The 24,898-nt window shown below is 63.9% G+C and carries 20 protein-coding genes; 12 read left to right on the top strand and 8 right to left on the bottom strand.

What is annotated here, in order from left to right; all coding sequences use genetic code 11:
- The first annotated feature begins 16 nt into the window (after window positions 1-16).
- The 6 genes from ACODSO_RS00215 (at window position 17) to ACODSO_RS00190 (ending at window position 8,393) form a co-directional block, all read left to right on the top strand.
- Complete coding sequence (locus ACODSO_RS00215) at window positions 17-2,338, top strand: hydantoinase B/oxoprolinase family protein (RefSeq protein ID WP_489034133.1); 2,322 nt, start codon at window positions 17-19, stop codon at window positions 2,336-2,338.
- Complete coding sequence (locus tag ACODSO_RS00210) at window positions 2,335-4,011, top strand: (2,3-dihydroxybenzoyl)adenylate synthase (RefSeq protein WP_489034132.1); 1,677 nt, start codon at window positions 2,335-2,337, stop codon at window positions 4,009-4,011. Before ACODSO_RS00215 ends, ACODSO_RS00210 begins: the two co-directional genes overlap by 4 nt.
- Window positions 4,008-5,537: an FAD-dependent monooxygenase gene (locus ACODSO_RS00205; protein WP_489034131.1), complete on the top strand. Its 1,530-nt coding sequence runs from the start codon at window positions 4,008-4,010 to the stop codon at window positions 5,535-5,537. The genes ACODSO_RS00210 and ACODSO_RS00205 overlap by 4 nt, the downstream gene beginning before the upstream one ends.
- A gap of 16 nt (window positions 5,538-5,553) precedes the next feature.
- Window positions 5,554-6,258 (top strand): TetR/AcrR family transcriptional regulator, encoded by a 705-nt coding sequence (locus ACODSO_RS00200; protein ID WP_489034129.1) that lies wholly within the window; start codon window positions 5,554-5,556, stop codon window positions 6,256-6,258.
- A gap of 39 nt (window positions 6,259-6,297) precedes the next feature.
- Complete coding sequence (locus ACODSO_RS00195; protein ID WP_489034127.1) at window positions 6,298-7,527, top strand: glutaminase; 1,230 nt, start codon at window positions 6,298-6,300, stop codon at window positions 7,525-7,527.
- 179 nt (window positions 7,528-7,706) lie between these two features.
- On the top strand, window positions 7,707-8,393 hold the full coding sequence (locus ACODSO_RS00190) for a thioesterase domain-containing protein (protein WP_489034125.1): 687 nt from the start codon (window positions 7,707-7,709) through the stop codon (window positions 8,391-8,393).
- A gap of 11 nt (window positions 8,394-8,404) precedes the next feature.
- Here ACODSO_RS00190 and ACODSO_RS00185 read toward each other — a convergent pair whose 3' ends face one another.
- Both ACODSO_RS00185 and leuS read right to left on the bottom strand, forming a co-directional pair.
- Window positions 8,405-9,673 (bottom strand): lipase family protein, encoded by a 1,269-nt coding sequence (locus ACODSO_RS00185; RefSeq protein ID WP_489034123.1) that lies wholly within the window; start codon window positions 9,671-9,673, stop codon window positions 8,405-8,407.
- A 149-nt stretch (window positions 9,674-9,822) separates the two neighbouring features.
- Window positions 9,823-12,645: a leucine--tRNA ligase gene (gene leuS / locus ACODSO_RS00180; RefSeq protein WP_489034121.1), complete on the bottom strand. Its 2,823-nt coding sequence runs from the start codon at window positions 12,643-12,645 to the stop codon at window positions 9,823-9,825.
- 70 nt (window positions 12,646-12,715) lie between these two features.
- Here leuS and ACODSO_RS00175 point away from each other — a divergent pair, with 70 nt between their 5' ends.
- From ACODSO_RS00175 to ACODSO_RS00165, 3 genes are all read left to right on the top strand, one after another.
- Window positions 12,716-13,117, top strand: a complete 402-nt coding sequence (locus tag ACODSO_RS00175; protein ID WP_068371729.1) for an SdpI family protein — start codon at window positions 12,716-12,718, stop codon at window positions 13,115-13,117.
- Between the two features lie 8 nt (window positions 13,118-13,125).
- Window positions 13,126-14,082, top strand: a complete 957-nt coding sequence (locus tag ACODSO_RS00170) for an SdpI family protein (protein WP_489034119.1) — start codon at window positions 13,126-13,128, stop codon at window positions 14,080-14,082.
- A 74-nt stretch (window positions 14,083-14,156) separates the two neighbouring features.
- Window positions 14,157-15,320, top strand: coding sequence for a GGDEF domain-containing protein (locus ACODSO_RS00165; RefSeq protein WP_489034118.1), 1,164 nt, complete (start codon window positions 14,157-14,159; stop codon window positions 15,318-15,320).
- A 73-nt stretch (window positions 15,321-15,393) separates the two neighbouring features.
- On the opposite strand, the gene ACODSO_RS00160 is transcribed toward ACODSO_RS00165, so the two are convergent.
- Window positions 15,394-16,578, bottom strand: a complete 1,185-nt coding sequence (locus ACODSO_RS00160) for an esterase/lipase family protein (RefSeq protein WP_489034117.1) — start codon at window positions 16,576-16,578, stop codon at window positions 15,394-15,396.
- 434 nt (window positions 16,579-17,012) lie between these two features.
- On the opposite strand from ACODSO_RS00160, the gene gad reads away from it, so the two are divergent.
- Window positions 17,013-18,392, top strand: coding sequence for a glutamate decarboxylase (gene gad, locus ACODSO_RS00155; protein WP_489034116.1), 1,380 nt, complete (start codon window positions 17,013-17,015; stop codon window positions 18,390-18,392).
- A gap of 56 nt (window positions 18,393-18,448) precedes the next feature.
- On the opposite strand, the gene ACODSO_RS00150 is transcribed toward gad, so the two are convergent.
- From ACODSO_RS00150 to ACODSO_RS00130, 5 genes are all read right to left on the bottom strand, one after another.
- Window positions 18,449-19,057: a YqgE/AlgH family protein gene (locus ACODSO_RS00150; RefSeq protein ID WP_489034114.1), complete on the bottom strand. Its 609-nt coding sequence runs from the start codon at window positions 19,055-19,057 to the stop codon at window positions 18,449-18,451.
- Between the two features lie 63 nt (window positions 19,058-19,120).
- Complete coding sequence (locus ACODSO_RS00145; RefSeq protein ID WP_489034112.1) at window positions 19,121-19,810, bottom strand: TetR/AcrR family transcriptional regulator; 690 nt, start codon at window positions 19,808-19,810, stop codon at window positions 19,121-19,123.
- A 29-nt stretch (window positions 19,811-19,839) separates the two neighbouring features.
- Window positions 19,840-20,082, bottom strand: coding sequence for a helix-turn-helix transcriptional regulator (locus ACODSO_RS00140; protein WP_489034110.1), 243 nt, complete (start codon window positions 20,080-20,082; stop codon window positions 19,840-19,842).
- On the bottom strand, window positions 20,072-20,923 hold the full coding sequence (locus ACODSO_RS00135; RefSeq protein WP_489034108.1) for an ABC transporter permease: 852 nt from the start codon (window positions 20,921-20,923) through the stop codon (window positions 20,072-20,074). Before ACODSO_RS00135 ends, ACODSO_RS00140 begins: the two co-directional genes overlap by 11 nt.
- Entirely contained in the window at window positions 20,920-21,840 is a 921-nt protein-coding gene (locus ACODSO_RS00130; protein ID WP_489034106.1) for an ABC transporter ATP-binding protein, read from the bottom strand. The genes ACODSO_RS00135 and ACODSO_RS00130 overlap by 4 nt, the downstream gene beginning before the upstream one ends.
- 113 nt (window positions 21,841-21,953) lie before the next feature.
- On the opposite strand from ACODSO_RS00130, the gene ACODSO_RS00125 reads away from it, so the two are divergent.
- Both ACODSO_RS00125 and ACODSO_RS00120 read left to right on the top strand, forming a co-directional pair.
- Window positions 21,954-23,252, top strand: a complete 1,299-nt coding sequence (locus tag ACODSO_RS00125) for an MFS transporter (protein ID WP_489034104.1) — start codon at window positions 21,954-21,956, stop codon at window positions 23,250-23,252.
- A 67-nt stretch (window positions 23,253-23,319) separates the two neighbouring features.
- Window positions 23,320-24,810, top strand: coding sequence for a glycoside hydrolase family 183 protein (locus tag ACODSO_RS00120; protein WP_489034102.1), 1,491 nt, complete (start codon window positions 23,320-23,322; stop codon window positions 24,808-24,810).
- The last annotated feature ends 88 nt before the right edge of the window (window positions 24,811-24,898 follow it).

Raw genomic sequence — 24,898 nt, 5'->3', positions numbered from 1 at the left:
ACTGGTAGGAGCCACCATGACCTCAGCCATTCCCGGTTCCGAGATCTTCTCGAGCCGCCCCGTCGATCCCGACGCCCTGTCCCGTTCCCTACCTCCGTCCCTCCCGATCCACACCGTCACCCAGCAGCAGATCGACGACCTCGATCCGTTGACCTACGAGGTCATCCGGCACCGGCTGTGGTCGGTCACCGACGAGATGGGTGAGGCGCTCAAGCGGATGTCGGGTTCGCCGATCGTCACCGACGCCAACGACTTCGACTTCGCGATCAGTGACGAAGTGGGACAGGAAGTTCAGGTCGGTCTGTACAACACCATGCTCGTCGGTGCCGTCGATCTCGCGATCTACTGGACGCTGCAGCATCGGGCCACGAACCCCGGGATCGCCCCGGGCGACATGTTCCTCTGCAACGATCCCTGGGTCGGCGGCGGACTTCATCAGAGCGACGTCATCGTCTACCAGCCGATCTTTCACGAAGGACAGTTGTTCGCCTGGACCAGTGCGATCTGCCACGAGCCGGACCTCGGCGGATCGGGCCTCGGCTCGTTCGATCCGTCCGCGAAAGACGTGTTCTCCGAATCCCTTCCGACACCGCCGATCAAGGTGGTGCGCGACTACGAACTTCAGCGCGACGTCGCCGACGTCTGGGTGCGGCGCTCACGGGTTCCGATGTTGGTCGGTCTCGACCTCCGGGCGAAGATCGGCGCCAACACCGTCGGTCGCAATCGCATGCTCGCCGTGATCGAGCAGTACGGCGCCGACACGGTCAAGGCCGTCATGAAGCGCATGATGACCGATGCCGAGGGCCGCCTCCGCAGCAAGTTGACATCGCTGCCCGACGGAACATGGAAGGCGACCGGCTACCAGGACCAGTCGCACACGGGCGACCGCGGTGTCCACAAGATCACCGTCGCGATGAGCAAGACGGCCGATCACCTCACGTTCGACTTCACCGGCACCGACAAGCAGACCGGTGTCATCAACTGCACCTACGCCGGTATGCGCGGCGGTGTGATGCTCGCGCTGCTGCCGATTCTCGCCGGCGACATCCCCTGGTCCGCAGGTGGATTGATGCGCTGCTTCGACCTCGTGTCGGAGGAGGGCACGATCAACAACGCCAGCTTCCCGGCCGCGGTCAGCCGTGGCCCGATCGGGCCTGCATGGCTGACGGGCACCCTCATCGCCGAATGCCTGTCCCAGATGCTCGATCGATCCGTCGATCTCGGCACGAGCGTGCAAGCCGCGTGCTGCGGAACCTGGGACACCGCCGTGATCGCGGGCCTCGACGAGCGCGCCGAGCAGCCCGTCCCGTTCCTCAACATCATGATGGAACCGATGGCCGGCGGATACGGCGCCAGGCCGACCGCCGACGGGATGGACACCGGTGGGCTTTTCTGCATCCCGATGGGTCGAATTCCCGACACCGAGATGACCGAATTTCTGTACCCGCTGCTGACACTGTGGCGTCGGGAAGAACCGGACTCGGGCGGCCCCGGCCGCCAGCGCGGAGGCGTCAGTGCGTCGATTGCTGTCACGCCGTACGGGACGTCGTTGCCGATGGGCCTCGTGCTGGCTTCCGCAGGTAAAGCGGTGGCGCAGAACAACGGTTTGGCCGGTGGCTATCCGGGAAACACGGGTGTCGAAATCCTCGCCCGCAACACCGACATCAACGAGCAGTTCACTGCAGGAAAGATCCCGGGCGCCCTCGACGAACTGGGCGGCGGCAAGGAGTTCGGGGCCTGCTACGCCGAAAGCTATGTCGCGCCGGGAGAAGTTCTGTACATGCATTGGCAGGGCGGCGGCGGGTACGGAGATCCACTGCACCGCGACCCGTCCGCAGTAGCTGTCGACCTACGCGAAGGCAAGGTCACTGCCGAAGGCGCATCGACCGTGTACGGCGTCGTGATCGACGATGGTGTGGTCGATGAGCCCGCAACCGCGCAGCGTCGACGCGCGCTGGTGGACGAGAGGCGTACGCGGTCCACCGAGCACTCGGAGGCCCCGATCATGGACCTGTCGCTCGCGCGCAGACTCGATGACAACCTTGCCGAGGTCACGGTCGGCGATGTTCGGGTCGTTGCGTGCGCGCAGTGCGGTCGTCTACTCGGCGACGAGAAGTCCAGTGGCGTTCTGGATCTGGCTCGGTACGAGGGGCCCTCGTCGGCTGCGGGACCGCAGGTGACGTCCGACCCCACCGAGTACGTGGACACACCCATCGTCTTCCGTCAGCTGTGCTGCCCGGGATGCTGGACGGCCATCTACTCGGGGATCGTTCCGGCCGACCATCCCGATCACTCCCTCGAGATCTCCCGGTTGCTCCCCGCGGTGGCGGAGCGATGACGGCGACTGCCACTCGCACGCCCTCGGACTGGGACGGCCGTCTCGTCGGATACCCGGACTCACTGGCGGAGCGCTACCGTGCCAGCGGTTCATGGAGTTCCGAGTCGACCGGACGACGGTTCCACGATGTCGCCGTTCGGTTCCCGGACCGACCTGCGGTCATCAGCGCCGAAGGATCGATGACGTACGCCGAGCTGGACCGCCGAACCGACGCGATAGCGGCCGGTCTGATCCAGCTCGGATTCGCCCGGCTCGAGCCAGTCCTGTTCCAGCTGACCAATCGACTGGACACCGTCCTGGCGTGGTACGGATGTGTCAAGGCGGGCCTGGTTCCGGTGGCAACTCTCGCAGCTCATCGTCTGCACGAGATCAGCCATGTGGGGAGAACCGTAGGAGCGGTGCTGCATATCGTCGAGGCCGGAGGGTCGTTCGATCTGGTGCGCTTCGCCCTCGATCACGCGGCCGACAGCGAGACGGTTCGGCGTGTCGTCACCGTGGGAGGCGACGGCGTGGATGTGCTGGATCTGGCTGACATCGGACGCGGGATCGAGCCGAGTCGGGCGCGGGCCGCAGTCGAGGCAATCGACGCGACCACACATCCGCACGATGTCGTGGCATTTCAACTGTCCGGTGGAACCACCGGCGCCCCCAAGGTGATCCCGCGGATCCACGCCGAGTACTGGAACAATGCGCTGCTGTACGCACAGCGCCTGGAATGGACGGCCGACAGTCGAGTAGCGCACCTGATTCCGATCGTGCACAACGCCGGCATCGCCTGTGGACTGCATGCGTCACACTCGGTCGGAGCCTGCCTCGTGCTCGCCACTGCGGACATCGATTCAGCATTCGATCTGATGGAACGGGCCGAAGCTACCGACGTCCTCATCGGGCACGGCCACTACCAGGCAGTACTCGATCCCCGATTCGACCGGGTCCGGGGACAGTTGCGTCGCGTGGTGTTGTCCGGAGCGAAAGTGTCTCCGGCCTTGATGGACCGGGTAGACGACGGCGACTCCCATTGGGGTGGCCAGCTGTTCGGAATGTCGGAGGGATTGCTGACGGTCACGCCCGTCTCGTCACCGCGTCAGGCACGCATTTCTACCGTCGGCACGCCGGTGTCGACGGACGACGAAGTCCGCATCCTCGATCCCGGCACCGAGACCGAGGTTCCGGACGGGGAAGTGGGCGAACTGTGCTGCCGCGGTCCGTACACCATCACGGGGTATTTCGCTGCACCGGACCACAATCGGGTCGCCTTCACCTCCGACGGCTTTTACCGGACCGGCGACCTGGCCTCCATTTCGATCGTCGACGGAACCCGGTACGTCACCATCGAGGGTCGGATCAAAGACCTCATCAACCGAGGCGGTGAAAAGATCAATGCGGAGGAGCTCGAACTCCTGCTTCTCGAACACCCAGGTATTTCCGATGCGGCTGTCGTGGCGATGCCCGATCCTCGCCTGGGAGAGCGGACCTGCGCTTACCTTGTAGCTGCCGGGAAGTCGTTGACCCTGGCGAATATTCAAGACCACCTGACCCGACTCGGCGTCGCCAAGTTCAAGTGGCCCGAACGCATCGAATGGCTCGATGCCCTGCCACGAACCAATGTGAACAAAATCGACAAGAAGCATCTGCGCGTCGATATCGCCGCGAAACTCGAGAGGCAAGAATGAAACTCGACCGCGTAGCAGTCATCGGGGGAGGCCCAGGCGGCCTCTACGCAGCCCGCCTGCTCAAACTGTCGAACCCCGATGCCGACATCACCGTCTACGAACAGAGTTCACCGGACACCACGTTCGGCTTCGGCGTCGGGCTCGCATCCCGGACCCAGAAGAATCTGCGCGAGGCCGACGCCCCGTCACTGGACGCGATTGTGAGCGCGGCGTATTCACATGAGATGTCGATGCAGGTCGGTGGCAGAACCGCGCGCCTCGCACACGGCGACCTACTCGCCATAGCGCGAACATCTTTGCTGTCGATCCTGCACGATCAAGCACGCCGCGCGGGCGTTCGGCTCGAATTCGGCGAACGCCGCGCGGCGTCCGACCTCGACGCCGACCTGGTCATCGCGAGCGACGGTATCAACAGCGCAACTCGTGCGTCCGATCCGAGATTCGGCACCGAGACGGCCACGGGATCGGGCCTGTACCTCTGGTGCGGAACCGATTTCGCGCTTCCCAGCGCCGTCTTCGTACCGGTGACCACCGAGCACGGAACCTTCGTCGCGCACGCGTACCCGTACGCCCAAGACCGAAGCACCTTCCTCGTCGAGACGGATGCCGCGACGTGGCGTCGAGCAGGCTTCGATGTGGCATCCAACGCATCGGGACTCGCTGACAGTGACGAGAGGTCGCTGCGCTACCTCGAAAGCGCGTTCGCGGACACGCTGCAGGGACACCGACTCATCGGCAATCGGACCCGATGGATGCAGTTCCGTACCGTCACGTGCCGTAGCTGGTCGGTCGGCAACGTGGTGCTGCTCGGAGATTCGGCCCATACCGCGCACTACTCGATCGGATCCGGGACCAAGCTCGCCATGGAAGACGCCATCGCGCTCGATGCGGCACTGTCTTCGGCGGAGTCCATCGCCGACGCGCTTGCCGAGTACGAGCGCGTGCGGCGGCCCGACGTAGAGCATCTACAACAGATCGCCCGTCGAAGCGAGCACTGGTGGGAGTCCTTCCCCGCGCGCGCACACCTGCCCGTCGAGCAGTTGATGGTCGCGTACATGACCAGGGCAGGAAAGGTCGGACTCGGACGTTTCCTCGAATCCGCGCCGGACGTGGCCGTCGCCGGTATCGCCGCCTTCGGGCAGGTGAAGGCGGATGCTGTCGACACCGAGGACATCGACGACTGGGTGATGAGCCGACCCCTACAGCACACTCATGGCTCCTTCGCCGACCGGCGTGCGCCTGCAGAACTACGCGAGAACCCCACGACGACCTGCCTGTACGTCGAGGTGGACTCCGCCTGGAACGAAAAGGCGACGGCATTCGTCGACGAGGCCCGGGCCGGCACCACGGTGTGGCTCACCGGACCACCCGACCGCTCGGCCGTCCTGACGAGACTCGATCTAGCCGAGCGAATACTGGCCTCGAGCACGGCTCTCGTCGTCGTCGATGTGCCCGAACTGTGTCGAGCCGATGCCGTGGCGGGCTTGGTCAGCGCGCGCACGCACCTCGTGTCGGTGGGTACGTGACGGCTATTCTGCGTTGATGACACGCGAAGACGCACCACGGGGGCGCAACCCACGTCGTGAACTGGTCGAGAAGCAGATTCTCGACCAGGCGACGAGGTTGTTCGCGGAGAAGGGCTTCGCCAGCACCACACTCCAGGACGTCGCCGACGCGACCGGCCTCACCCGTCCCGCGCTCTATCACTACGTGGCCAACAAGGACGAACTGTTGTCCAGGCTCATCAGCGAGAGCACCGCCACTCCGGCAGCCGTGCTGCACGAGATCAACGAGCGACCCGAACTCGGACCCACGGAGAAGCTACGAAAGATGGCCACCGCGATAGCGATCGGTCAAGCGGAGACCGCCGACCGGTTCAAGCTGATCATCAGGTCCGAAGCCGATCTGCCCGAGTCGCTTTCGCATACCTATCACCAGAGTCGTCGGCATGTGCTGAAAGAGTTCGTGACGGTGATCGAGCGCGGGATCGAGGCCGGGGAAATGCGGCCGGTCGATCCACGCACCGCTGCGCTCGGCATCATCGGGATGTTGAACTGGATCGCCTGGTGGCATCAACCGGGCGATCCGGACAGCGCTCGCACGGTGGCCACCCAGCTTGCCGATATGGCAGTGCGGACCCTCGCGCAGGACGACGGCACGCCTGCGGTACCCGAGGGCCCGGAACGCGCGATCTCGATGCTGCGTCAGGATCTCGACTATCTGGAGCGGATACTCGCGAAGGAGTGACCCCGTGGCGCCGCCCGAGCCGATGTTAGGTTTGCGGCTGTGAAGTCACCTGTTCGCGATTATCTCCGGGAAGTGCTCGACAACCTTGCCGACGACACCGACGGTGCAGTTGCGGACTACATACCCGAGTTGATGAACGCCGATCCCGACGTATTCGGCATCGCGCTGACCACCGTCGACGGCCGCACCCATTCCGTCGGCGACGATGAGACCGAGTTCTCCATCCAGTCCATTTCGAAACCGTTCGCGTATGCCGCCGCGCTCACCGATCGTGGATTCGATTCTGTCGCAAGCGCTGTCGGAGTCGAACCGTCGGGAGAAGCGTTCAACGAGCTATCGCTCGAAGGCGATTCCCGACGCCCGAAGAACGCGATGATCAATGCCGGCGCGATCACGACGCATTCACTGTTGGGCCCCGACACCGAACAGCGCATCGAACGGGCACTCGACTTCTTCTCGACACTGGCGGGCCGCCGGTTGTCGGTCAGCGAGTCCGTGTGCCGGTCCGAGTTGGACACTGCGGACCGCAACCTGGCCATCGCACACATGCTGCGCAACTACGGAATACTCGAGGACGAGGCACATGCCGTGGTCGAGGGCTATACGACGCAGTGTTCCGTGAACGTGACGGCGCGTGACCTCTCGGTCATGGGAGCTACGCTCGCCAATGCCGGCGTTCATCCGGTGTCCAAGGAGCGTGTTCTTTCGAGAGTTGTTGCACGACAAACATTGTCGGTGATGGCGAGCTCGGGGATGTACGACGCGGCCGGGCACTGGCTCACCGCCGTCGGGATCCCCGCGAAGAGTGGCGTCTCGGGTGGTCTCCTGGGCGCACTGCCCGGCCAGGCCGGGGTCGGCGTCTTCTCGCCCCGGCTCGACAGCCACGGCAACAGCGTCCGCGGAGTCAAGGTCTTCGAACGATTGTCCGACGACATGGGCCTGCACCTGATGGACGTCGAACCGTACGGTTCCTCGGTGCTGCGGGACATCCGCATCGTCGACGGCGAACTGATCATCGAACTACAGGGCGTCATCCAGTTCACCGGGGCCGAGAACATCCTCGACGGGTTGGAGAACGACGACTCCGGCACCTCGACCGTCGTAGTCGATGTGGGTCGGGTGGACAGGCTCAGCGACGTGGGTCGTCGCATGGTCCTCGAGGGTATGAGGAGGTTGGCGCTCGACGGACGGACCGTAGTGCTCGTCGATCCCGACGGTGTGCTTCCGGACCCCGACTTCGGCGACGGTAGGTACCCGGAGGTTCGCTGAGGGTGGAGCGAAAAGCTAATTACCGCAGTGTAATTCGAGGTCTCGATTTGACCACGAACATAACGAGTGTGTGTCGCAGGTAACACATTCGACTTCTGCCACGACATACTCGTCACGCGGCGCAGACCAAGCGGGCGGATCGCACGCCCAGCACCAAGACTCGACCCCGGAGGCTCAGCATGACCGTTGTCAATGATTACTCGAAGCTGTCCTTCGTCGACCGCACAGTCACCGCATATGCGACGCCCACCATCGTACCCATCGACACCGCGGGCACGCAGACTCCAGTCTTCTGCATCCACCCGATCGAGGGCCTGACCAGCTGCTACGCCGAGCTTGCCACACGCCTCGGGGCCGATCGCCCCGTCTACGGTGTGCAGGCATCCGCGGTGGATGCGCGTCCGGGATCGATCACCGCCCTCGCCGCTCACTACGCCGACGAGATCCGCGAGGTGTCCACCGAAGGTCCGATCAACCTTCTGGGACTGTCGTTCGGTGGCCTACTCGCCCACGCCATCGCCGTCGAACTCCAGGTGCGCGGCGGCTATGTGAACAGCCTTACCCTCCTCGGTAGCGACCCCCTGCACCACGACGGCGAAGCACCGCACGACATGCTCACGAGGATGGGCGACGACATCGATCGAAGCCGGGCCGAGGAACTCCTCGCTGCCGCTGCTCACAACGAGTCCCTCGCCAACCGTCATTTCCCCGGCGTCTACGTCGGCAACGCCCTCATCGTTTCCGACGAGGACTCCGTCGGCGGGCCGGCGTGGCACCCGTTCATCAGTGGCGAGGTAGTCAAGTACAACGTGCCCCAGGTCGACGACTTCGCTGTCGTCGGAGAGCTGGTCAACCGCTTCATCTAGACCGCCGTGTGTCAGGGGACGGGCGTGGGAGCCAGCGAGTTGCCGACCGGGATGGTCGCGCAATTGCCGTTCGTCGGGCCGCCCGCGAAGCGTTCCGTCAAGAACTGCAAAGCCTGAGCCTCGAAGGGTGGAAAGGCCAGCTCGTGGTTCAAGCCGTCGTACTGGGCATACTGCACGTCCACGCCGCGGCCGCAGTACTCGTGAGCGAGCCCTTGGACGTCGGCGGTGATCATGACGGTATCGCCGATGGGATCGGAATGGCCGACCGCCAGAAAGAGCGGAGCGCTCGGCGTACCGGAGATACCCATGATGTTGTCGTTGATGATCTCCACCACCGCCGGAACATCGAGCAGCGACGTGTACGGCGCCTTCACCATGTCGGCGTCGGTGAGAGTGGGGTAGTCGTCGGCGAACTGGGCGATGCACTCCTGGTCGACCTGATCCACGACCTGAGCGCCGTATTCGGACAGAAACTCGGAAGTGTCCAGACCGTACGATCGCTGGTAGGCGACGATGAGCGCCGGAATCACCCCGGCCCATTTGGGGCTGCCGCTGACGTAGGGAAGGTTGTGCGCAAAGTCGACGGGCACACCACCTGCCGCGACGCCGACGATGTTCAGCTCAGGTGCGTAGCGAGGCGCTACCTCGGCACCCCACTGCGTCGGTACGGATCCACCCGAGTAGCCGATCAGCCCCACCGGAGTCGAGGACGGGAGCCCGAGAAACGACTCCGCAGCACGGACGCCGTCGAGGGCCGCGTATCCGGATTGGCGTCCGACCGTCCACTCCAGCTCTTCACCCTCGTAGTCCGGTGCGACCACGGTGTATCCGGCGGCGAGGTATCCGGCGATGACGGTTTGTTCGGCGCTGGCGATCGGGCTGGTCGCGCCGCCGCTCAAGGTGTACGACGGGTCGCACTGAGAGCCGAGCGCGTCGTAGGCCATGTGGTACGAGACGATTTTCGTCGGCCCGGGGATCAGCGGCCGCAATACCGTTGCGACGGTCACGACGCTCTCGCCCTGCTGGTCGGTAGTCCGGTACAGCACTTGCTCGCCCTTGATGGGCGTGGTCAGAGTCGGCGTCGCGAAGGTCATGGGTCGGGTCCGCAGTGCGGTTCCCGGAGCCACGTCGAGGGAGCCGTCGTAGCTGTAGAACGGATCGTTCGCGGGGATCGGAGAGCCTGGACCCGGGTCTGCCTGGGCGACATACGCGCTCGAACCGACTACCAATGCGATCAGCGTAACCAACCGCACAACAAAGCCTTTACCGATCTGTGACATGGCACAGATTAAAGCGCACGACGCCCCCTGGGAGAAGCCGAATGTCCGAGTCTCATCCTCCAAGGATGGGTTCGGTCTCCGCGAGTTCGCACTTGTGCAGCCGAAATGCGACCGTTCAGCTGCACAAGTGCGAATTCGACGGCAGGCGGCTACTTCAGGACGATGTTGACCATCCGGCCCGGAATGACGATGACCTTGGTCGGCGCCTTGCCGTCGAGCAGGGCCACGATCTTCTCCTCCGCCAACGCGACCTTCTCGACGTCACCGACCGAGGAATCCGCGGGCACGGTGATGCGGCTGCGCACCTTGCCGTTGACCTGTATCGGATAGTCGACGGTGTCGGCGACGAGCCACTTGGCGTCGACCCGCGGGAACGGCCCGTGGGCGAGCGACCGGTCGTGACCGAGCTGGCGCCACAGCTCCTCCGACAGGTGCGGTGCCATCGGAGCGAGCATGAGTACCAGCGGCTCGACCACGCCGCGAGGCGCGCCGTCCGGGTATGCCTTGGTGAGGTGATTGGTCAGCTCGATGAGCTTGGCCCCGGCCGTATTGTCGCGCAGCGCAGTGTAATCCGCTTCCACGCCGTCGATCACACGGTTGAGTACGCGCAAGGTGTCCTCGGTCGGCTTCTCGTCGGTGACGCGAACGACGCCGGTCTCCTCGTCGAGCACCAGCCGCCACACGCGCTGTAGGAACCGCTGCGCGCCCACGACGTCCTTCGTCGCCCAGGGGCGTGAGGTGTCGAGCGGGCCCATGGACATCTCGTAGACACGCAGTGTGTCGGCACCGTACTCGGCGAAGATGTCGTCGGGGGAGACGGAGTTCTTCAGGCTCTTGCCCATTTTCCCGTACTCACGATTGACGGGTTCACCCTGATAGAAGTAGCCGCCGTCGCGCTCTTCCACTTCGTCGGCGGGAACGTAGACCCCGCGCGCATCGGTGAAGGCATACGCCTGGATGTAGCCCTGGTTGTACAGGCGACGGTAGGGCTCGCTCGAGCTGACGTGGCCCAGATCGAACAGCACCTTGTGCCAGAACCGCGAGTACAGCAGATGCAACACGGCATGTTCGACGCCACCGACGTAGAGGTCGACACCGCCAGGATCGTTCGGCCCGTGGATCTCCGGGCGTGGTCCGACCCAATACTTCTCGTTCTCCGGATCGGCGAAGGTCTCCGAGTTGGTGGGGTCGATGTAGCGCAGCTGATACCACGAACTGCCTGCCCACTGCGGCATGACGTTGGTGTCGCGGCGGTAGGTCTGCAGCCCGTCGCCCAGATCGAGTTCGACGTTCACCCAATCCGACGCCTTGGCCAGGGGCGGCGACGGCTCCGAACTTGCGTCATCGGGGTCGAAGGAGACCGGTGCATAGTCCTCGACCTCGGGAAGCTCTACTGGCAGCACCGAATCCGGAAGGGCGTGTGCGTTGCCATCGGAGTCGTAGACGATCGGGAACGGCTCGCCCCAGTAGCGCTGACGCGCGAACAGCCAGTCGCGCAACTTGTACTGAATCGTTCCGCGGCCCTTGCCGTCCTTCTCCAAGTGAGCTATCACGGAGGCTTTCGCATCCTCGACCGAAAGTCCATCCAGGAAGCCGGAATTCACCAGCGATCCCTCGCCGGTGTACGCAGCGACAGTGACGTCGCCGCCGGCGATGACTTCACGAACAGGTAGGCCGAACTTCGTCGCGAACTCCCAGTCACGCTGGTCGTGGCCTGGTACCGCCATGATCGCGCCCGTGCCGTAGCCGGTCAGCACGTAGTCGGCGATGAACACCGGTACCTGTTCGCCGTTGACTGGATTCTCGGCGTAGGAGCCGGTGAAGACGCCGGTCTTCTCCTTGTTCTCCTGGCGTTCGAGGTCGGACTTCGCCGCAATCGACGCGCGGTACGCCGCAATGGCTTCCGCGGGGGTTGCAGCGCCGCCGGTCCACTCGTCCGACACCCCGCTGGGCCACTCGGACGCCACCAACCCGTCGACCGAATCGTGCTCGGGCGCGAGAACGACATAGCTGGCACCGAACAGTGTGTCCGGACGAGTGGTGAACACCTCGATCCCGGAGAACGAGACCTGCGCGCCGCGGGATCGCCCGATCCAGTTGCGCTGCATGGTCTTGACCTTCTCCGGCCAATCCAGGTACTCGAGGTCGTCGATCAGGCGGTCCGAGTACGCGGTGATGCGCATCATCCACTGCCGCAAGTTCTTTCGGAAGACCGGGAAGTTTCCTCGATCACTGCGTCCGTCGGCGGTAACTTCCTCGTTCGCGAGAACGGTGCCCAGCCCGGGGCACCAGTTCACCATCGAGTTGGACTCGTAGACCAAACGGTAGGAGTCCAGCACCCCGGCGCGCTCGGACCCCGTCAAAGAAGTCCAGTCACGTCCGTCGTCCAGCGCGCGCTCTCCCGAGGAGAACTCTGCTTCCAGCTCCGAGATCGGGCGTGCCTTGGCCTGGTCGACGTCGTACCAGGCGTTGAAGATCTGCAGGAAGATCCACTGCGTCCAGTGGTAGAAGTCGACATCCGTCGTCGCCAACGACCGTCGCCGATCGTGCCCGAGACCCAATCGCCGCAACTGGCGGCGCATGTTCGCGATGTTGGCCTCGGTGGTGCTGCGAGGGTGTGTTCCTGTCTGCACGGCGTACTGCTCCGCGGGCAGTCCGAACGCGTCGTAACCGAGCGCGTGCAGGACATTGCGACCGTGCATGCGGTGGAAGCGCGCGAAGACGTCCGTCGCGATGTATCCCAGTGGATGCCCGACATGCAGGCCACTGCCCGACGGATACGGGAACATGTCCTGGACGAACAGCTTGTCCTTGGGAACCTCACCGGCAAGCGATCCAACCGGGTTGGGGGCGTCGAAGATGCCCTGCTCATCCCACAGGTCTTGCCACTGCTGCTCGATCCGCCCTGCCACATCCGCGGTGTAGCGATGCTCGAGGACGGACTCGGAAGGCGTTTCGACTGGATCGGTCACACCCACCAGCCTAAAGCGTGAGTTGGGGCGCCTGGTACCGCGGCCTGTAGTCGACGTATCCTTACCTACCGTGATCGTCGTGTCGATACTGTTGTTCGTGCTTGCCCTCGTCGTCGGCCTGGTAGCCGCTGCGAGCCTGGCGGGCAAACTGCCACGTAACCGCTGGGCAGGGGTCCGGACAACCGAGTCGATGCGCGACGACGAGACGTTCGTCATGGCCAATCGTGTCGCCGGCCCCACCAACGCCGCCGCCGCTCTACTCCTCTTCATCGGCGGCGCCGCTGCCGTGCTGTTGACCGGAGCATTTGCCGTCGTCGCAGTCGTTGCGTGCCTGATCGCCGCATTCGTGACCGCAGGTGTCGGAGGCTCGATCGGCGCCCGTGCCGCCGCTGCAGCACCCGTCCCGGAGACCGGAGGATGCGGCCACTCCTGTATTTCCTGCAGCCTCAAGGACGCGTGCGCCCCAAGCTGACGTAGATCATGAAGCAGCGGACATTCGACCCGGCAGGCGTCGTTTTCGGCGTCGTCGTTCCGATTGCTGCTGCGGCACTGGGGCTGATCGCGGTCGAGCTCTGGAAGTCCAGACTTCCCGAGCAGATTGCAACGCACTGGTCCGGCACCCAGCCCGATGGCTTCATGAGCCCCAACACGAGTGCGTGGACCCTCGCGATCGTCATCGTGCTCGTCGGCGGTGGGTGCAGCGCACTGGCAGCGCTCGCCCACGGCCTGCTCATCATGCGACGGACGATGCTGATGATCGGTCTCACCGTCGTCGGGCTGATCACCGTCCTTCAGTTGGCCATCCTCGAAAGACAACTCGACTTGACCGCGGTGGACAACGTGGAGGTGCCAGGGTGGGCGCTCGGCGTCGGCACCCTGGTGGGCTTCTCCGTGGGGCTCCTCGGAGCATCCCTGCTCCGCGACTACCGCGAGCGCACCGATGCCGACTCCCCGCCACCGGCGTCCCTGCCCAGAGCAACGGACCTGGATCTCCCCATCGTCGAACCTCTGGGAGCCGGCAGGGTCGCACTCACGATCCTGTTCTCGATCACCGCAGCGGCTGCAGCCTTGACCTGCTGGTTGTCGGAATCCTGGTGGCCGGTGGCCATTTTCGCGCCGCTCGCGATCCTGACTGTGTCACTGATGCGCTACGAGCTGATCGTCGACCGAGCCGGACTGCACGTGCGCAGCCTCGGGATGTCCGCGTTCGACTATTCGATCGGTGAGATCACCGGTGCGTCCGTACGCGAGGTAGATCCGTTCTCGGACTTCGGCGGATGGGGTTTACGTGCCAAAGGTCGTGGGAATTATGCAGTCGCGACAACGAAGGGTCCGGCGGTGTTCGTGACATTCGCCAACGGACAGCGATTGACCATCACGACAGCCAACGCAGAACACATAGCCGGCACCATCAACACGCTCTCTTCACAGCGTTGAATCGTCCGAAAACAAAACTTACTGTCGCTTTTTCTGGTTAGGCTGAACCGACACAGGGGTAGTGACCGGAGGCCATGACGAACGACATAGGACCACCGGTAGGCAGGCGACAGGGACAGAGGGCCAGTCACCGGCGACCAGCTACCGACACCGTGTGGACGGCACTGCAAGAGTGGTACGAGCAACCGTTCGACTATGAGTGGATCATCAAGCATCGATCGACCCGTGGACTGCACCGCTCCATCCAGAACGTCTTCGGTGCAGCAACGCTGCTGTTCGCCGCGGCATCGATTCTCATGTTGTTCAGTTCGCGGGGTCCACAGAGCATGTTGGCCCAGGCGTGGGTCGGACTTGTCCTGATGCTCCAGTTGGCCGTCGCGCTTCGGTGGTTCTTCGGTCCGCTGCCTACCCGCCGAGACTTCATCGCGTTCGCGATTTTCGGCGATGTCGGACTGGCATCGGTGCTTGTGCTGTACGAACCCTTCGGTGGACTCATCGGTTCCGGACTGTTCGTCGTCACCGGCGCGTTGTGCACCTATTTCTTGAGTCAACGATGGCTGCTCGCCCACCTTGTCTGGTGCGCCATCATCATCTCCATCACTACGGTGCGGGCGTGCTTGTGGAGTGTGGAAGACAACCCAACGGCAATCGCCGGAGGACTTGTCGTGTTCGCGATCAACTCGGCAATTCCTCTTCTCGCTCATATTGCATGGACGGCAATCGGCCGCGATGCCAGAAGATCCCTTCTCGATCCACTCACCGGACTGCTCAACAGGCGTGGAATCGACGACGCGGCTTCCGTCCTCATGTCGAGTAGCCACGCTCGGGGACACTCGCTCGTCGTCGTGGTGGTCGACATCGACAGGTTCAAAGCAGTGAACGACTACTTCGGACACGACGCCGGAGACGACGTCATCGTCGCGGTATCGCAGAGACTGCGCGAGCTGTTCCAACGCGACGGTGTGGTGGCCAGAACCGGCGGTGAGGAGTTCTTGATCGTGTTCTCCGGCCCGATCGAACACGCACACGATCTGATCTACGAAGTCAGGCGCTCCCTCTACCGTCCGGACGATCCGATCCCGATCACCGTCAGCGTCGGTGCCGCCATCGTTTCCAACCCGTCGGACCTATGGAGCGGCGGACCGAGCGTCATCACGAGGGCGACGAGGGCCGCCGACTCCATGATGTACCGCGCCAAGTACGACGGCGGAAATCGCACCGCAACAACACAACTGTGAAACGGGAGATGCCCGAGTCCGCCGCGACGTGCGGCGGACTCGGGCTCTCTGCTGGCTAGGCTCGTGCGCCTACTCAGCCACCGGTGATCGGCGAATTGAACGCGCATGGAATTGCGGTGGCCGGAGTGCCAACCGGGTCGAGAGCATTCTTCACGATGCCGATCGCACGAAGCGATACCGAGATCGAGAGATGGTCGGACAGGTCGATGCCGCAGCCGTCCTGGAGCACGATGTTCTTGACGGTCGCATTGGGTCCCGCCGCGAGGAACGTCGTGTCGTACGGGGTGACCACCTCGTCGTAGCGAGTACCGAGCACGGTGTAGTCGATGCCCGGCTCGGTGTCCCCACCGACGGCGAGTGCCTTGACCAGCGGTGAGTCGATAACCTGATCGGACGCGGCAGGACCGGCAATCGCGCCGACGAGGCCAAGCACGTTCAGGCCGAGGTTGTTGATGGTGCGACCGAGCGTGCCGATGCCGACGAGCGTGGTGCCGTGGTTGGATCCGGCGACGCTGACAACCTTGTTGACCTTGTTCTGGCTCGGATCCGAGGGGTTGGCTCCACCTTCGAAGCGGAGATACTGACGGGTGACCAGACCGCCCTGCGAGTGACCGACGATGTTCACCTTGCTGGCACCGGTACGGGCAAGGACCGCGTCGATGTAGGTGGCGATTTCCTTGGCGCTCTCGGAAACTGGGCCGGTTCCGCGGACGGACTGGATGTGGCCCAGAGCGCTGGCGTCACTGTCGCCGTAGTTGAGCGCGAACACACAGTGCCCTGCTGCCTTCAGTGCAGGCGACATGCGAGAGAAGTTGTTGAATGCGTTCTCCCACGTTCCGTGCAGCAAAACGACCGGTTCGGGGTGCGCGGCGGTGGGCTTGCAGTTCCAATCGTTCGCGCCCTGCGGGGCGACGTTGGGGTTGACCACGTTGTAGAGGAACCCGGCGATGAAGTTGGTGAACACCGGTCCGTAGCCGGAGGTCTCGCTCTCCGGGTCATAGGTGCTGGAGGCCTGGCCGACCTGGTCGATGCTGGGTCGCTCGACGCCCTGGTCCTCTGCCTTGACCCGCTGCTCTTCGCTACCCTCGGGCGGCACGACCTCCGCGCCGTCCTCGGTGATCGTGGCCGGCGGAGTCGGCTCTACTGCGGGCTGCGCTGTGGCGGTGACGGTTCCGGCGAGAAACAGTGCACAGGATATTGCTCCGATGGTCGCGGTCCACCGCGCTGTGCCGCCGGATCGGGCATGCTTGATCGACATAGGCCGTTCGCTTTCTTCATGTGGTCATCCAAGGACGCGACCACGAGCAATCGTGAGCGCAAAGATGCCGCTACTGCATCGATTTCGTCGCATACCGAAACACACGACATCCACGAAGAGCCAGCCGTGACAACGACGTTCGAGTTTCTCCTCCGGAAACCCTGCCTTCCGCGTGTGGCGCAGCGTCGATGCTGTCAGCCGAGCCAGAAGGAACACTAAGTTCACCGAAACAGTTTTCCTATGCTGTTCGGCAAGTTCTGGAGAAGGATCTGCCATTCTGCGTCGTCGTTGGACGCCCTCACAAACAGTGCGCGAATGCTCCACGGGCTTGGTGAGCCGAGTGAACTATCCGCAGAAATCGCCTGCGAAGGATGATGCGGACGCCTGTAGTACGACGTTAGCGTCCAAGGGACCCCTATTGCCTTGGAGGAAACGTGGCACGAATCGAGCATCCTGGCGGAGTGATCGCTGCGGCATACACCGGTCGGTTGGCGACGAACCCGGTACCTGCGCTCAGGCTGCCGGACGAGCAACTCGATCCGGAGGCGGCGTACCGCTTCATTCACGACGAACTGATGCTCGACGGTTCCTCGCGCCTCAACCTCGCCACGTTCGTCACGACGTGGATGGATCCACAGGCCGAGAAGTTGATGGCGGAAACGTTCGACAAGAATATGATCGACAAGGACGAGTACCCCGCGACGGCATCGATCGAGGAACGCTGCGTCAACATGGTCGCCGACCTGTTCCACGCGCCGGGACTCGACCCCGAAGATCCGGACAGCGCGACGGGTGTGTCCACGATCGGTTCGAGCGAAGCGGTGATGCTGGCAGGACTTGCTCTCAAGTGGCGGTGGCGAGCACGACGCGGTGACGCCGACACCACTCGCCCGAATCTCGTTCTGGGAAGCAATGTTCAGGTCGTCTGGGAGAAGTTCTGCCGCTACTTCGACGTCGAGCCGAAGTACTTGCCGATGGAACCGGGCCGGTACGTCATCACCCCCGATCAAGTTCGGGGAGCCGTCGACGAGAACACCATCGGCGTCGTCGCGATCCTCGGCACCACGTTCACCGGGGAGCTGGAGCCGGTCTCGGAGATCTGCGACATGCTCGACTCGCTCGCGGCCGGTGGCGGCCCCGACATTCCCGTTCACGTCGACGCAGCCAGCGGTGGATTCGTCGTGCCGTTCCTGCATCCGCACCTCGAGTGGGACTTTCGGCTCCCGCGGGTGAAATCGATCAATGCCAGCGGTCACAAGTACGGATTGACCTATCCGGGAATCGGTTTCGCGGTATGGCGTACTCCTGAGGATCTACCCGAGGATCTGGTGTTCCGGGTCAACTACCTCGGCGGAGACATGCCGACGTTCACACTGAACTTCTCGCGGCCCGGAAATCAGGTGATCGGGCAGTACTACAATTTCCTTCGCCTCGGCCGATCCGGTTACACCGATATCATGAACGCGTTGCGCGACACCGCAGTTCGGGTCAGCGGTCATCTGAACGAACACCCGGCATTCCATGTCATCACCGATGGCAGCGCGATCCCGGTGATCTCGTTCGAGTTGACCGGCAAGCAGCACTACACGGTGTTCGACGTCTCGCACGAACTGCGAGCCCGCGGCTGGCAGGTACCGGCGTACACGATGCCCGACAATGCAACGGACGTCGCCGTGCTCCGCATCGTCGTGCGCGAGGGCTTCAGCGCCGATCTGGGACGGTTGCTGTGCATCGCGATCGGCGAGGTGATCGACCAACTCGACGCGGCAGCAGCGGGGAAGGGTCATCCGGCGAGGACACATTTCGCGCATTGATGCGGCTCCGCCGCAGTGCGCGGTCAGATGCGGCTCAGCACGGGGCAGAGGCCCCATCAGTTCCGTTCGACATCGATCGGATGCGACGCGAGCATCGCCAGCGGCATCGGCTGGCGTCGCAGAACGTGTGCCCACAGATCTATCTTCGGCGGCCCGATGACGTCGGACGCGAGAGCGGACACCACCATCCAGTCGTCTCGTTCGAGTTCGCCCTCGAGTTGACCGAGCGTCCAGCCCGAGTAGCCGGCGAAGATTCGGACACCTTCCACGAGCGGTGCGATTTCGGCTGGGTCGGAATCCAGATCGACCATGACCACACGCCCGTCGACGCGACGCACCCCCGGAAAACCGTCGACGTCGACGCCGGTGCGAACGGTCGCCAGGCACAGCGCCGAGTCACGCTTCACGGGGCCGCCGACGAAAAGAGCCTTCGGTCGTGCGGCGAGGTCCGCCCACTTCGGCAGAACGTTCGCGATGGCGGTCTCGCTCGGCCGATTGATGACGACACCGAGGCTGCCTGCGTCGTTGTGCTCGATGATGTAGATGACGGTACGTCTGAACGTCGGTTCCACGAGCTCGATCGACGACACCAGCAGGCTCCCTGGCCGTACCCCCTGGTCGACGGATGCCGTCTGGTCTTCAGGTTCTTCCGCGTGCGCCGCCATGGGAACATTGTGGCACCGCGCACAAGCGGATGTGACGTAAGGAATCGCACGAGTTCATAGGTGTCACTCCAATCCTGCGAGTTCGATCAGACATGCCAATTGGTACTCGAACAGCTCGTCTCGGCTGCTGAAGGTATCCGCGCCGTATTGGTCGAAGACATCGAAGCTCACCGCCCCGAACAGCGACGCCCACACCGACACTCCACGGGCAATCGCCTCATCGGACAATTCCGTTCCCAATTCGTTACGAATCTCGGTGAAGCTGCCGTGCAAGGACGCGAGCGACGACGGTGACGGTCTATCGATCAGTCGCCCCGACCGGGAGGCGTCATCGAAGATCGACACGAGTTTGACAACGACTCGCGTGCCCGGCCCGGTCGTCTGCTCGGCCGGCGCGTGATACCCGGGAACCGGGCTTCCGAACAGCAATGCATATCGCGCGGGTTCCCTCAGCCCCCAACTCCGGACGGCACGACCGAGCGCCAGGAACTTCTCCACCGGGCTCTCGGCCGCGTCGACCACGGCGTCGACCTCGTCACCCAGTTCGGTGTAGGCGTCGACGACGAGGAGAGTCAACAGCTCGTCCCGACTCTTGACGTAGCGGTACACCGCCGAGGACACGACACCGAGATCACGCGCCACCGCCCGCAGGGACAGCGCGGCTGCACCGTCCGCGGCGAGATGATCGCGACCGATACGCGTGATGTCGGCCAGCGTCTGCGCCCTGGCGCGCGCACGGGGGGTGGTCGTCATAGATGACACAGTATCGGCGGGACCGCGTGTCAGGCAGAAGACTCCTTGGACCCGATCCTCGCGAAGGGGTCGATCGAGAAGATCACTTCGACCGACACCTCGAAGTACGCCGCAATCCGCAGCGCGAGATGGAGGCTCGGGCTGTATTCACCGCGCTCGAGGTAGCCGATGGTCTGGTAGTGCACACCGAGGGCGTCGGCCAGATCCCGCCTCGAGATCCCGCGCTCGGCGCGCAACATCGCGATGCGGTTGTAGATAACTTCAGTAGGCACGTGCGAGGGCCTTGTCTCGTCGCTCGTCCATCTTGCTACCGGATTCGTTTCTGGCCATGCGTCCCAACACTATCGGTGCCAACATAAGTCCGACGACGGCCCATGCCCCGAGCACACCTGCCGTTTCCAGATGGCGCCACGACTGGCCGATTTCGATGGCGACCGCGTCCGCGGGCAGCAATGCCGATCGCAAACCAAGTCCGAGCCAGTAGCACGGCAGAACTTCAGCAATGCTCTGCAACCACCCCGGGAGCGCGGTGATCGGATAGAAGATCCCCGAGACTCCGACGACCAACATCAGCGGCATCGTTACGAAGAACAGACCACGCGCGGTGCCCACGACTGCCCCGAGCAACGCACCGAGCGGCAACGTCGCCAATAGTCCCAGTACCAGAACCCACGCGAGGACGATCCACGATCGGGCACCGTCCAAGGAGACACCACCGACAATGATCGCCCCAGCGCCCAGTACTGCCATCACCTGAACCAGGACGGCAGTGGCGTTGGTGCCGATACGCCCGACGAAGTATCCGATCATTCCGTTCGGAGTTGCTTTGGCACGCAACAGTGTTCCATCCTCGCGGTCGAGCACGAAACTCTCACCGATGGTGTACACACCGTTGAAGAACACGATGGTACCCATGACACCGGGCAACGCCAGCACCGCAAGTCCGTAACCGGTCGACTGAAAGGTCCCGTTTCGCATGAAGAACAACGCGACCATGATCAATGCCGGGAAGAGGAACAGCGCGGCCAGACCCTGCGGATCGGTGAACATCTGGCGGAGCTCTATTCGGGTGCGCCGCAACCCTGCTCGTACCGCTACGCCCTTCGCGCTCATCGAGTCACCGCTTCCATTGTGCGAGCCGGACCGATCGATGCGTGGTCGTGTACCAGAGACATGTAGGTGTCCTCCAGAGTTGCGCGACGTACTTCCAGGTCCACGACGCGGTCGCCGTACTGCGCGAACAGATCGTGTACGAACCTCGCCGACTGGGCGGTGCTGTGCACCGAACGACTACCGTCGACACTCCACCGCACTTCCGAATCCGAAGGCATGGTGCGGGCAAGGTCATCCGGTGAACCGTCGGCAATGATCCGACCGCCTCCGAGAATGACGATTCTGTCCGCTAATTTCTCGGCCTCGTCGAGATCGTGAGTGGTGACGAGGATGGTTGTCCCATCGAGATCGGCCAATCTGTGTACCAGATCATGGAATTCGCGTCTCGAATCGGGATCGAACCCTGCCGTCGGCTCATCCAGAAAGAGGACCTGGGGCTTGCCGACGATTCCGATCGCCACATCCATCCGACGCCGTTGCCCACCGGAGAGCGATCCGATCTTGCTCCCTGCTTGATCGGTGAGTCCGACCAGTTCCAGCAGTCGTTCGATGTCCCAGGGGCGGCGGTGTACGGCGGTACCGAACGGAACATAGAAGGAGCCGAGGTAGTCGAGCAGTTCGCCTACCCGCCAACGCCCGTGGTCACGCCAGGACTGCAGTACCACTCCGATGCGTGCCCTCCACAGCTCGTCCGCGTCGGCAGGGTCGCTGCCGAGCACCTCGACTCGCCCCGAAGATCGCAGACGAAATCCCTCCAGAATCTCCAGCGTTGTCGACTTGCCCGCCCCGTTCGGACCCAGCATCACGAGGACTTCACCTCGGTGCGCCCGGAACGTCACCCCCTTCAGAACGTCGGTCGCCCCATACCTCATTCGCACGTCCTCGACGTCGATGGCGACATCGCTCGATGTACTCACCCCGGCCTCCCAGCATCGTGGTCTGACGATGATTTGTAGCATAACTACTATATTCCGTATTGGCTATCCTTCTCGAAGATTCCCATTGAATTCCTCGTACTACAGTCCCGTGAGTGAGCGACGAAACCTTCCTGGCACGGCTACGCAATTCGCCAGGAGCAGGCAAGCTCACCACCATCCGCTTCGCAGGGCAGTTCGGCGACGGCCTGTTTCAAGCCGCTCTCAGTGGGGCGATCCTGTTCAACCCCGAGCGCGAATCCAACCCAGCCGCCATCGCTGCCGGATTCGCCGTGTTGCTCGTGCCGTACTCGGTGATCGGACCGTTCGCGGGCGCAATGCTCGACCGCTGGGATCGGCGAGCAGTGGTGCTGTGGGCAAACGTGGTCCGCGTGGTGCTCATCGTCGCCACGGCGGCGGTCCTGTGGACGGGCGGCGGTGAGACACCGCTCCTCCTCCTCGCGTTGTCGACCGTCGGACTCAGTCGGTTCGTCATGGCAGGTGCATCGGCGTCCCTCCCGCACGTCATCAGGACGGAGTGGCTCGTACCGATGAACTCGCTCCTCGCCACAATCGGTTCCGGTTTCGCTGCGGCAGGTGCTGGGGCCGCCGTCGCGGTCATCGGCGTCGTGGGCGCGGGCGACGTCGGATCCGGCGTCGCCGTGGCAGTGTCGGCATCAGGCTCGGTAGTCGGGACGATCGCTGCTGCCCGTTTCGCCCGAGGGTCACTCGGCCCGGCAACACTGACGGAACGTGATGATCGAGGCGCGCTCGAGGCGCTCTCCGACATCGCCACAGGCCTGAAATCGGGAGCCGTCGCAGTCTGGAATTCGCCGACGGTGACCGCGGCGATGGCCGGCATCGGCGCCCACCGGATCGTGTTCGGAATCGACACGCTCGTCATGGTGCTGATCCTGCGAGAGACGACGCCGAGTTCGTTGCCGGGTGGTTTGGCCGGGTTCGGTATCGCACTCGGTGCGACTGCCGTGGGTATGCTCGTCGCCGCGGTCCTGACGCCGTTTCTACTGCCGCGCCTCGGCCGTGTTCGTTCCATCGTCGGAGCGCTGGCGCTCGCGGCAGTGGTCCAGGTGACGTTCATCGCCGCCCTCACCCAGACGAGCCTGCTCATCGGCGCGTTCCTGCTCGGCGCTGCCGGGCAGACCATCAAGCTGACCGGCGACGCGTCGATGCAGACCGACATCGACGACGATCATCGCGGCCGGGTCTTCGCGTTGCAGGACACCGTCTTCAACATCTTCTTCGTCGGCGCCCTCGCCGCGGCAGCATTCGCCGTCGGCCCGACCACATCCAATCTCGCCGGCGACGCCTCGGCCCACGTCGTCGTCTTCGCAGGCGGCCTGGTCTACGTGCTGGGACTCGTCGTCGTGTCCCTCAGTGCCCGGCGCGCCCGCTAGCTCGTCCGGTGCTACCTTGTTTTGCACACCGCACGGTACGAGAACTCTCCAGCCAGGAGGAACACGCATGCGCGCCAGATCGACTGTTCTGGTCTGCGCGCTCGCGCTCACCGCGTCGAGCACCATCCTGGTTGCACCAGCGTCCGCTGCGCCCGCTCCGCCCGTCAACGCGTGCGGCGAAACCGGATTCGACCCCAAGGACTATCCGCCCGAGCCGCTGAGCCTCGACTCGCCTCCGGTGCTTCCCCCCATCCCCGACCGGTTCGTCATTCCGGTGCCGTACCCGTCCGTCGAGCTGGTTCCGTTGCCCGATCCAGCACCGGACCGCACCCGCGTCGAGGCCGAGCCACTACCGGACCCCTGTATGGATCCGTGTCCGGACCTCACGGACGATCCTCAGGATATTGCCGTCGGGTCCGGCTCCGCCGAACTCCCGTTTCCACGGATCGAGATCGATCCGCAGCCCGAAACGATTCCGATCCCGATCCCGGGTCCGCCCGGTGAGCCGATCGCTCCCGCGCCACCCGCCGCGGTGAATCCCGCGGAACCGGGCCCGATCAGCGGCGCTCCGCCGCAACCGGCTGTCCTCGACGTCTCCGTCGTCTCACAGGTCACCGGGCCTGGCTCCGACAACCGCACCGACAAGCGCTGGCAGGTCGACGGCACCGACCTCGGCATCATGTGGGAGAGCAAACCCGGCGAGGTTGCCGTCGCGTTCGGTGACTCCTTCGGCAAGGGTTGGGAATTCGGCGTAGTCGGTGGACCGGACTGGCGCAGCAACACGCTCGGCCACAGCACCGACTCCGACCTGTCCGACGGTATGACCATCGACAGTATGGTGCAGGACTCACGCTGCCACGCAGCCGAATTGATCAGCAGCCGCAAGGTGAAGAATTGGGAGACTACTGTCATCCCGACGTCGGGATTCGCGGTCAGCGACCGTCAATACATGTCGTACATGTCCATTCGCCGCTGGAGCAGCGTACCGGGGATGTGGTGGACCAACTACGGGGGTATCGCGTACTCCGACGACAACGGCTCCACCTGGACCAAGGACCCGCATGCCCGCTGGGACAACATGTTCGGGCTCTCGAAATTCCAGGTCTCGACGATGGTTCCGCAGGGCGACCACGTCTACATGTTCGGAACGGTCAACGGCCGCGTCGGCACAGTCGGACTCGCACGCGTGCCGAAGGACGACGTGCTCAACAAGACTGCCTACCAGTACTGGGTGAACGGTACGTGGGCGCCGGTGGACTTCAACGAAGCCACCCCCATCGCCGATGGTATAGCCAGCGAGCTGTCGGTCCGCTACGACGCGCAGCGGTCGATCTGGCAGATGACGTATCTCGATCCGATCGCAGGCAACATCGTTCTGCGCGAATCGATTACACCACAGGGACAGTGGACGCCGCCCACGACGCTGGTGCGCACCGCCGAGTACCCCAAGGCCTACGGCGGCTTCATGCACCCGTGGTCCAAGGACGGCGAGCTGTACTTCACCGTCTCCGAATGGGACAGCTACAACGTGTATCTGATGAAAGCTGCCGTGTCGTAGGACCGCGAACCTTTGGGGGCTCCGCCCCCAGTGGCACGGTTAAGTGCGCTACCGTGCACTCTTTCGTGCCACTGGGCCGGCGGCCCCA

The sequence above is a fragment of the Rhodococcus sp. FG69 genome (assembly GCF_057808915.1).
This window is presented reverse-complemented; position numbering and strand designations above follow the sequence as displayed.

Bases quoted from the DNA above. Each gene is read 5' to 3' on its own strand.
- ACODSO_RS00165 (WP_489034118.1), top strand. From the start codon at position 14,157: ATGACGAACGACATAGGACCACCGGTAGGCAGGCGACAGGGACAGAGG.
- ACODSO_RS00200 (WP_489034129.1), top strand. From the start codon at position 5,554: ATGACACGCGAAGACGCACCACGGGGGCGCAACCCACGTCGTGAACTG.
- ACODSO_RS00215 (WP_489034133.1), top strand. From the start codon at position 17: ATGACCTCAGCCATTCCCGGTTCCGAGATCTTCTCGAGCCGCCCCGTC.
- ACODSO_RS00170 (WP_489034119.1), top strand. From the start codon at position 13,126: ATGAAGCAGCGGACATTCGACCCGGCAGGCGTCGTTTTCGGCGTCGTC.
- ACODSO_RS00135 (WP_489034108.1), bottom strand. From the start codon at position 20,923: ATGAGCGCGAAGGGCGTAGCGGTACGAGCAGGGTTGCGGCGCACCCGA.
- ACODSO_RS00145 (WP_489034112.1), bottom strand. From the start codon at position 19,810: ATGACGACCACCCCCCGTGCGCGCGCCAGGGCGCAGACGCTGGCCGAC.
- ACODSO_RS00210 (WP_489034132.1), top strand. From the start codon at position 2,335: ATGACGGCGACTGCCACTCGCACGCCCTCGGACTGGGACGGCCGTCTC.
- ACODSO_RS00120 (WP_489034102.1), top strand. From the start codon at position 23,320: ATGCGCGCCAGATCGACTGTTCTGGTCTGCGCGCTCGCGCTCACCGCG.
- ACODSO_RS00190 (WP_489034125.1), top strand. From the start codon at position 7,707: ATGACCGTTGTCAATGATTACTCGAAGCTGTCCTTCGTCGACCGCACA.
- ACODSO_RS00150 (WP_489034114.1), bottom strand. From the start codon at position 19,057: ATGGCGGCGCACGCGGAAGAACCTGAAGACCAGACGGCATCCGTCGAC.
- ACODSO_RS00205 (WP_489034131.1), top strand. From the start codon at position 4,008: ATGAAACTCGACCGCGTAGCAGTCATCGGGGGAGGCCCAGGCGGCCTC.
- ACODSO_RS00160 (WP_489034117.1), bottom strand. From the start codon at position 16,578: ATGTCGATCAAGCATGCCCGATCCGGCGGCACAGCGCGGTGGACCGCG.
- ACODSO_RS00185 (WP_489034123.1), bottom strand. From the start codon at position 9,673: ATGTCACAGATCGGTAAAGGCTTTGTTGTGCGGTTGGTTACGCTGATC.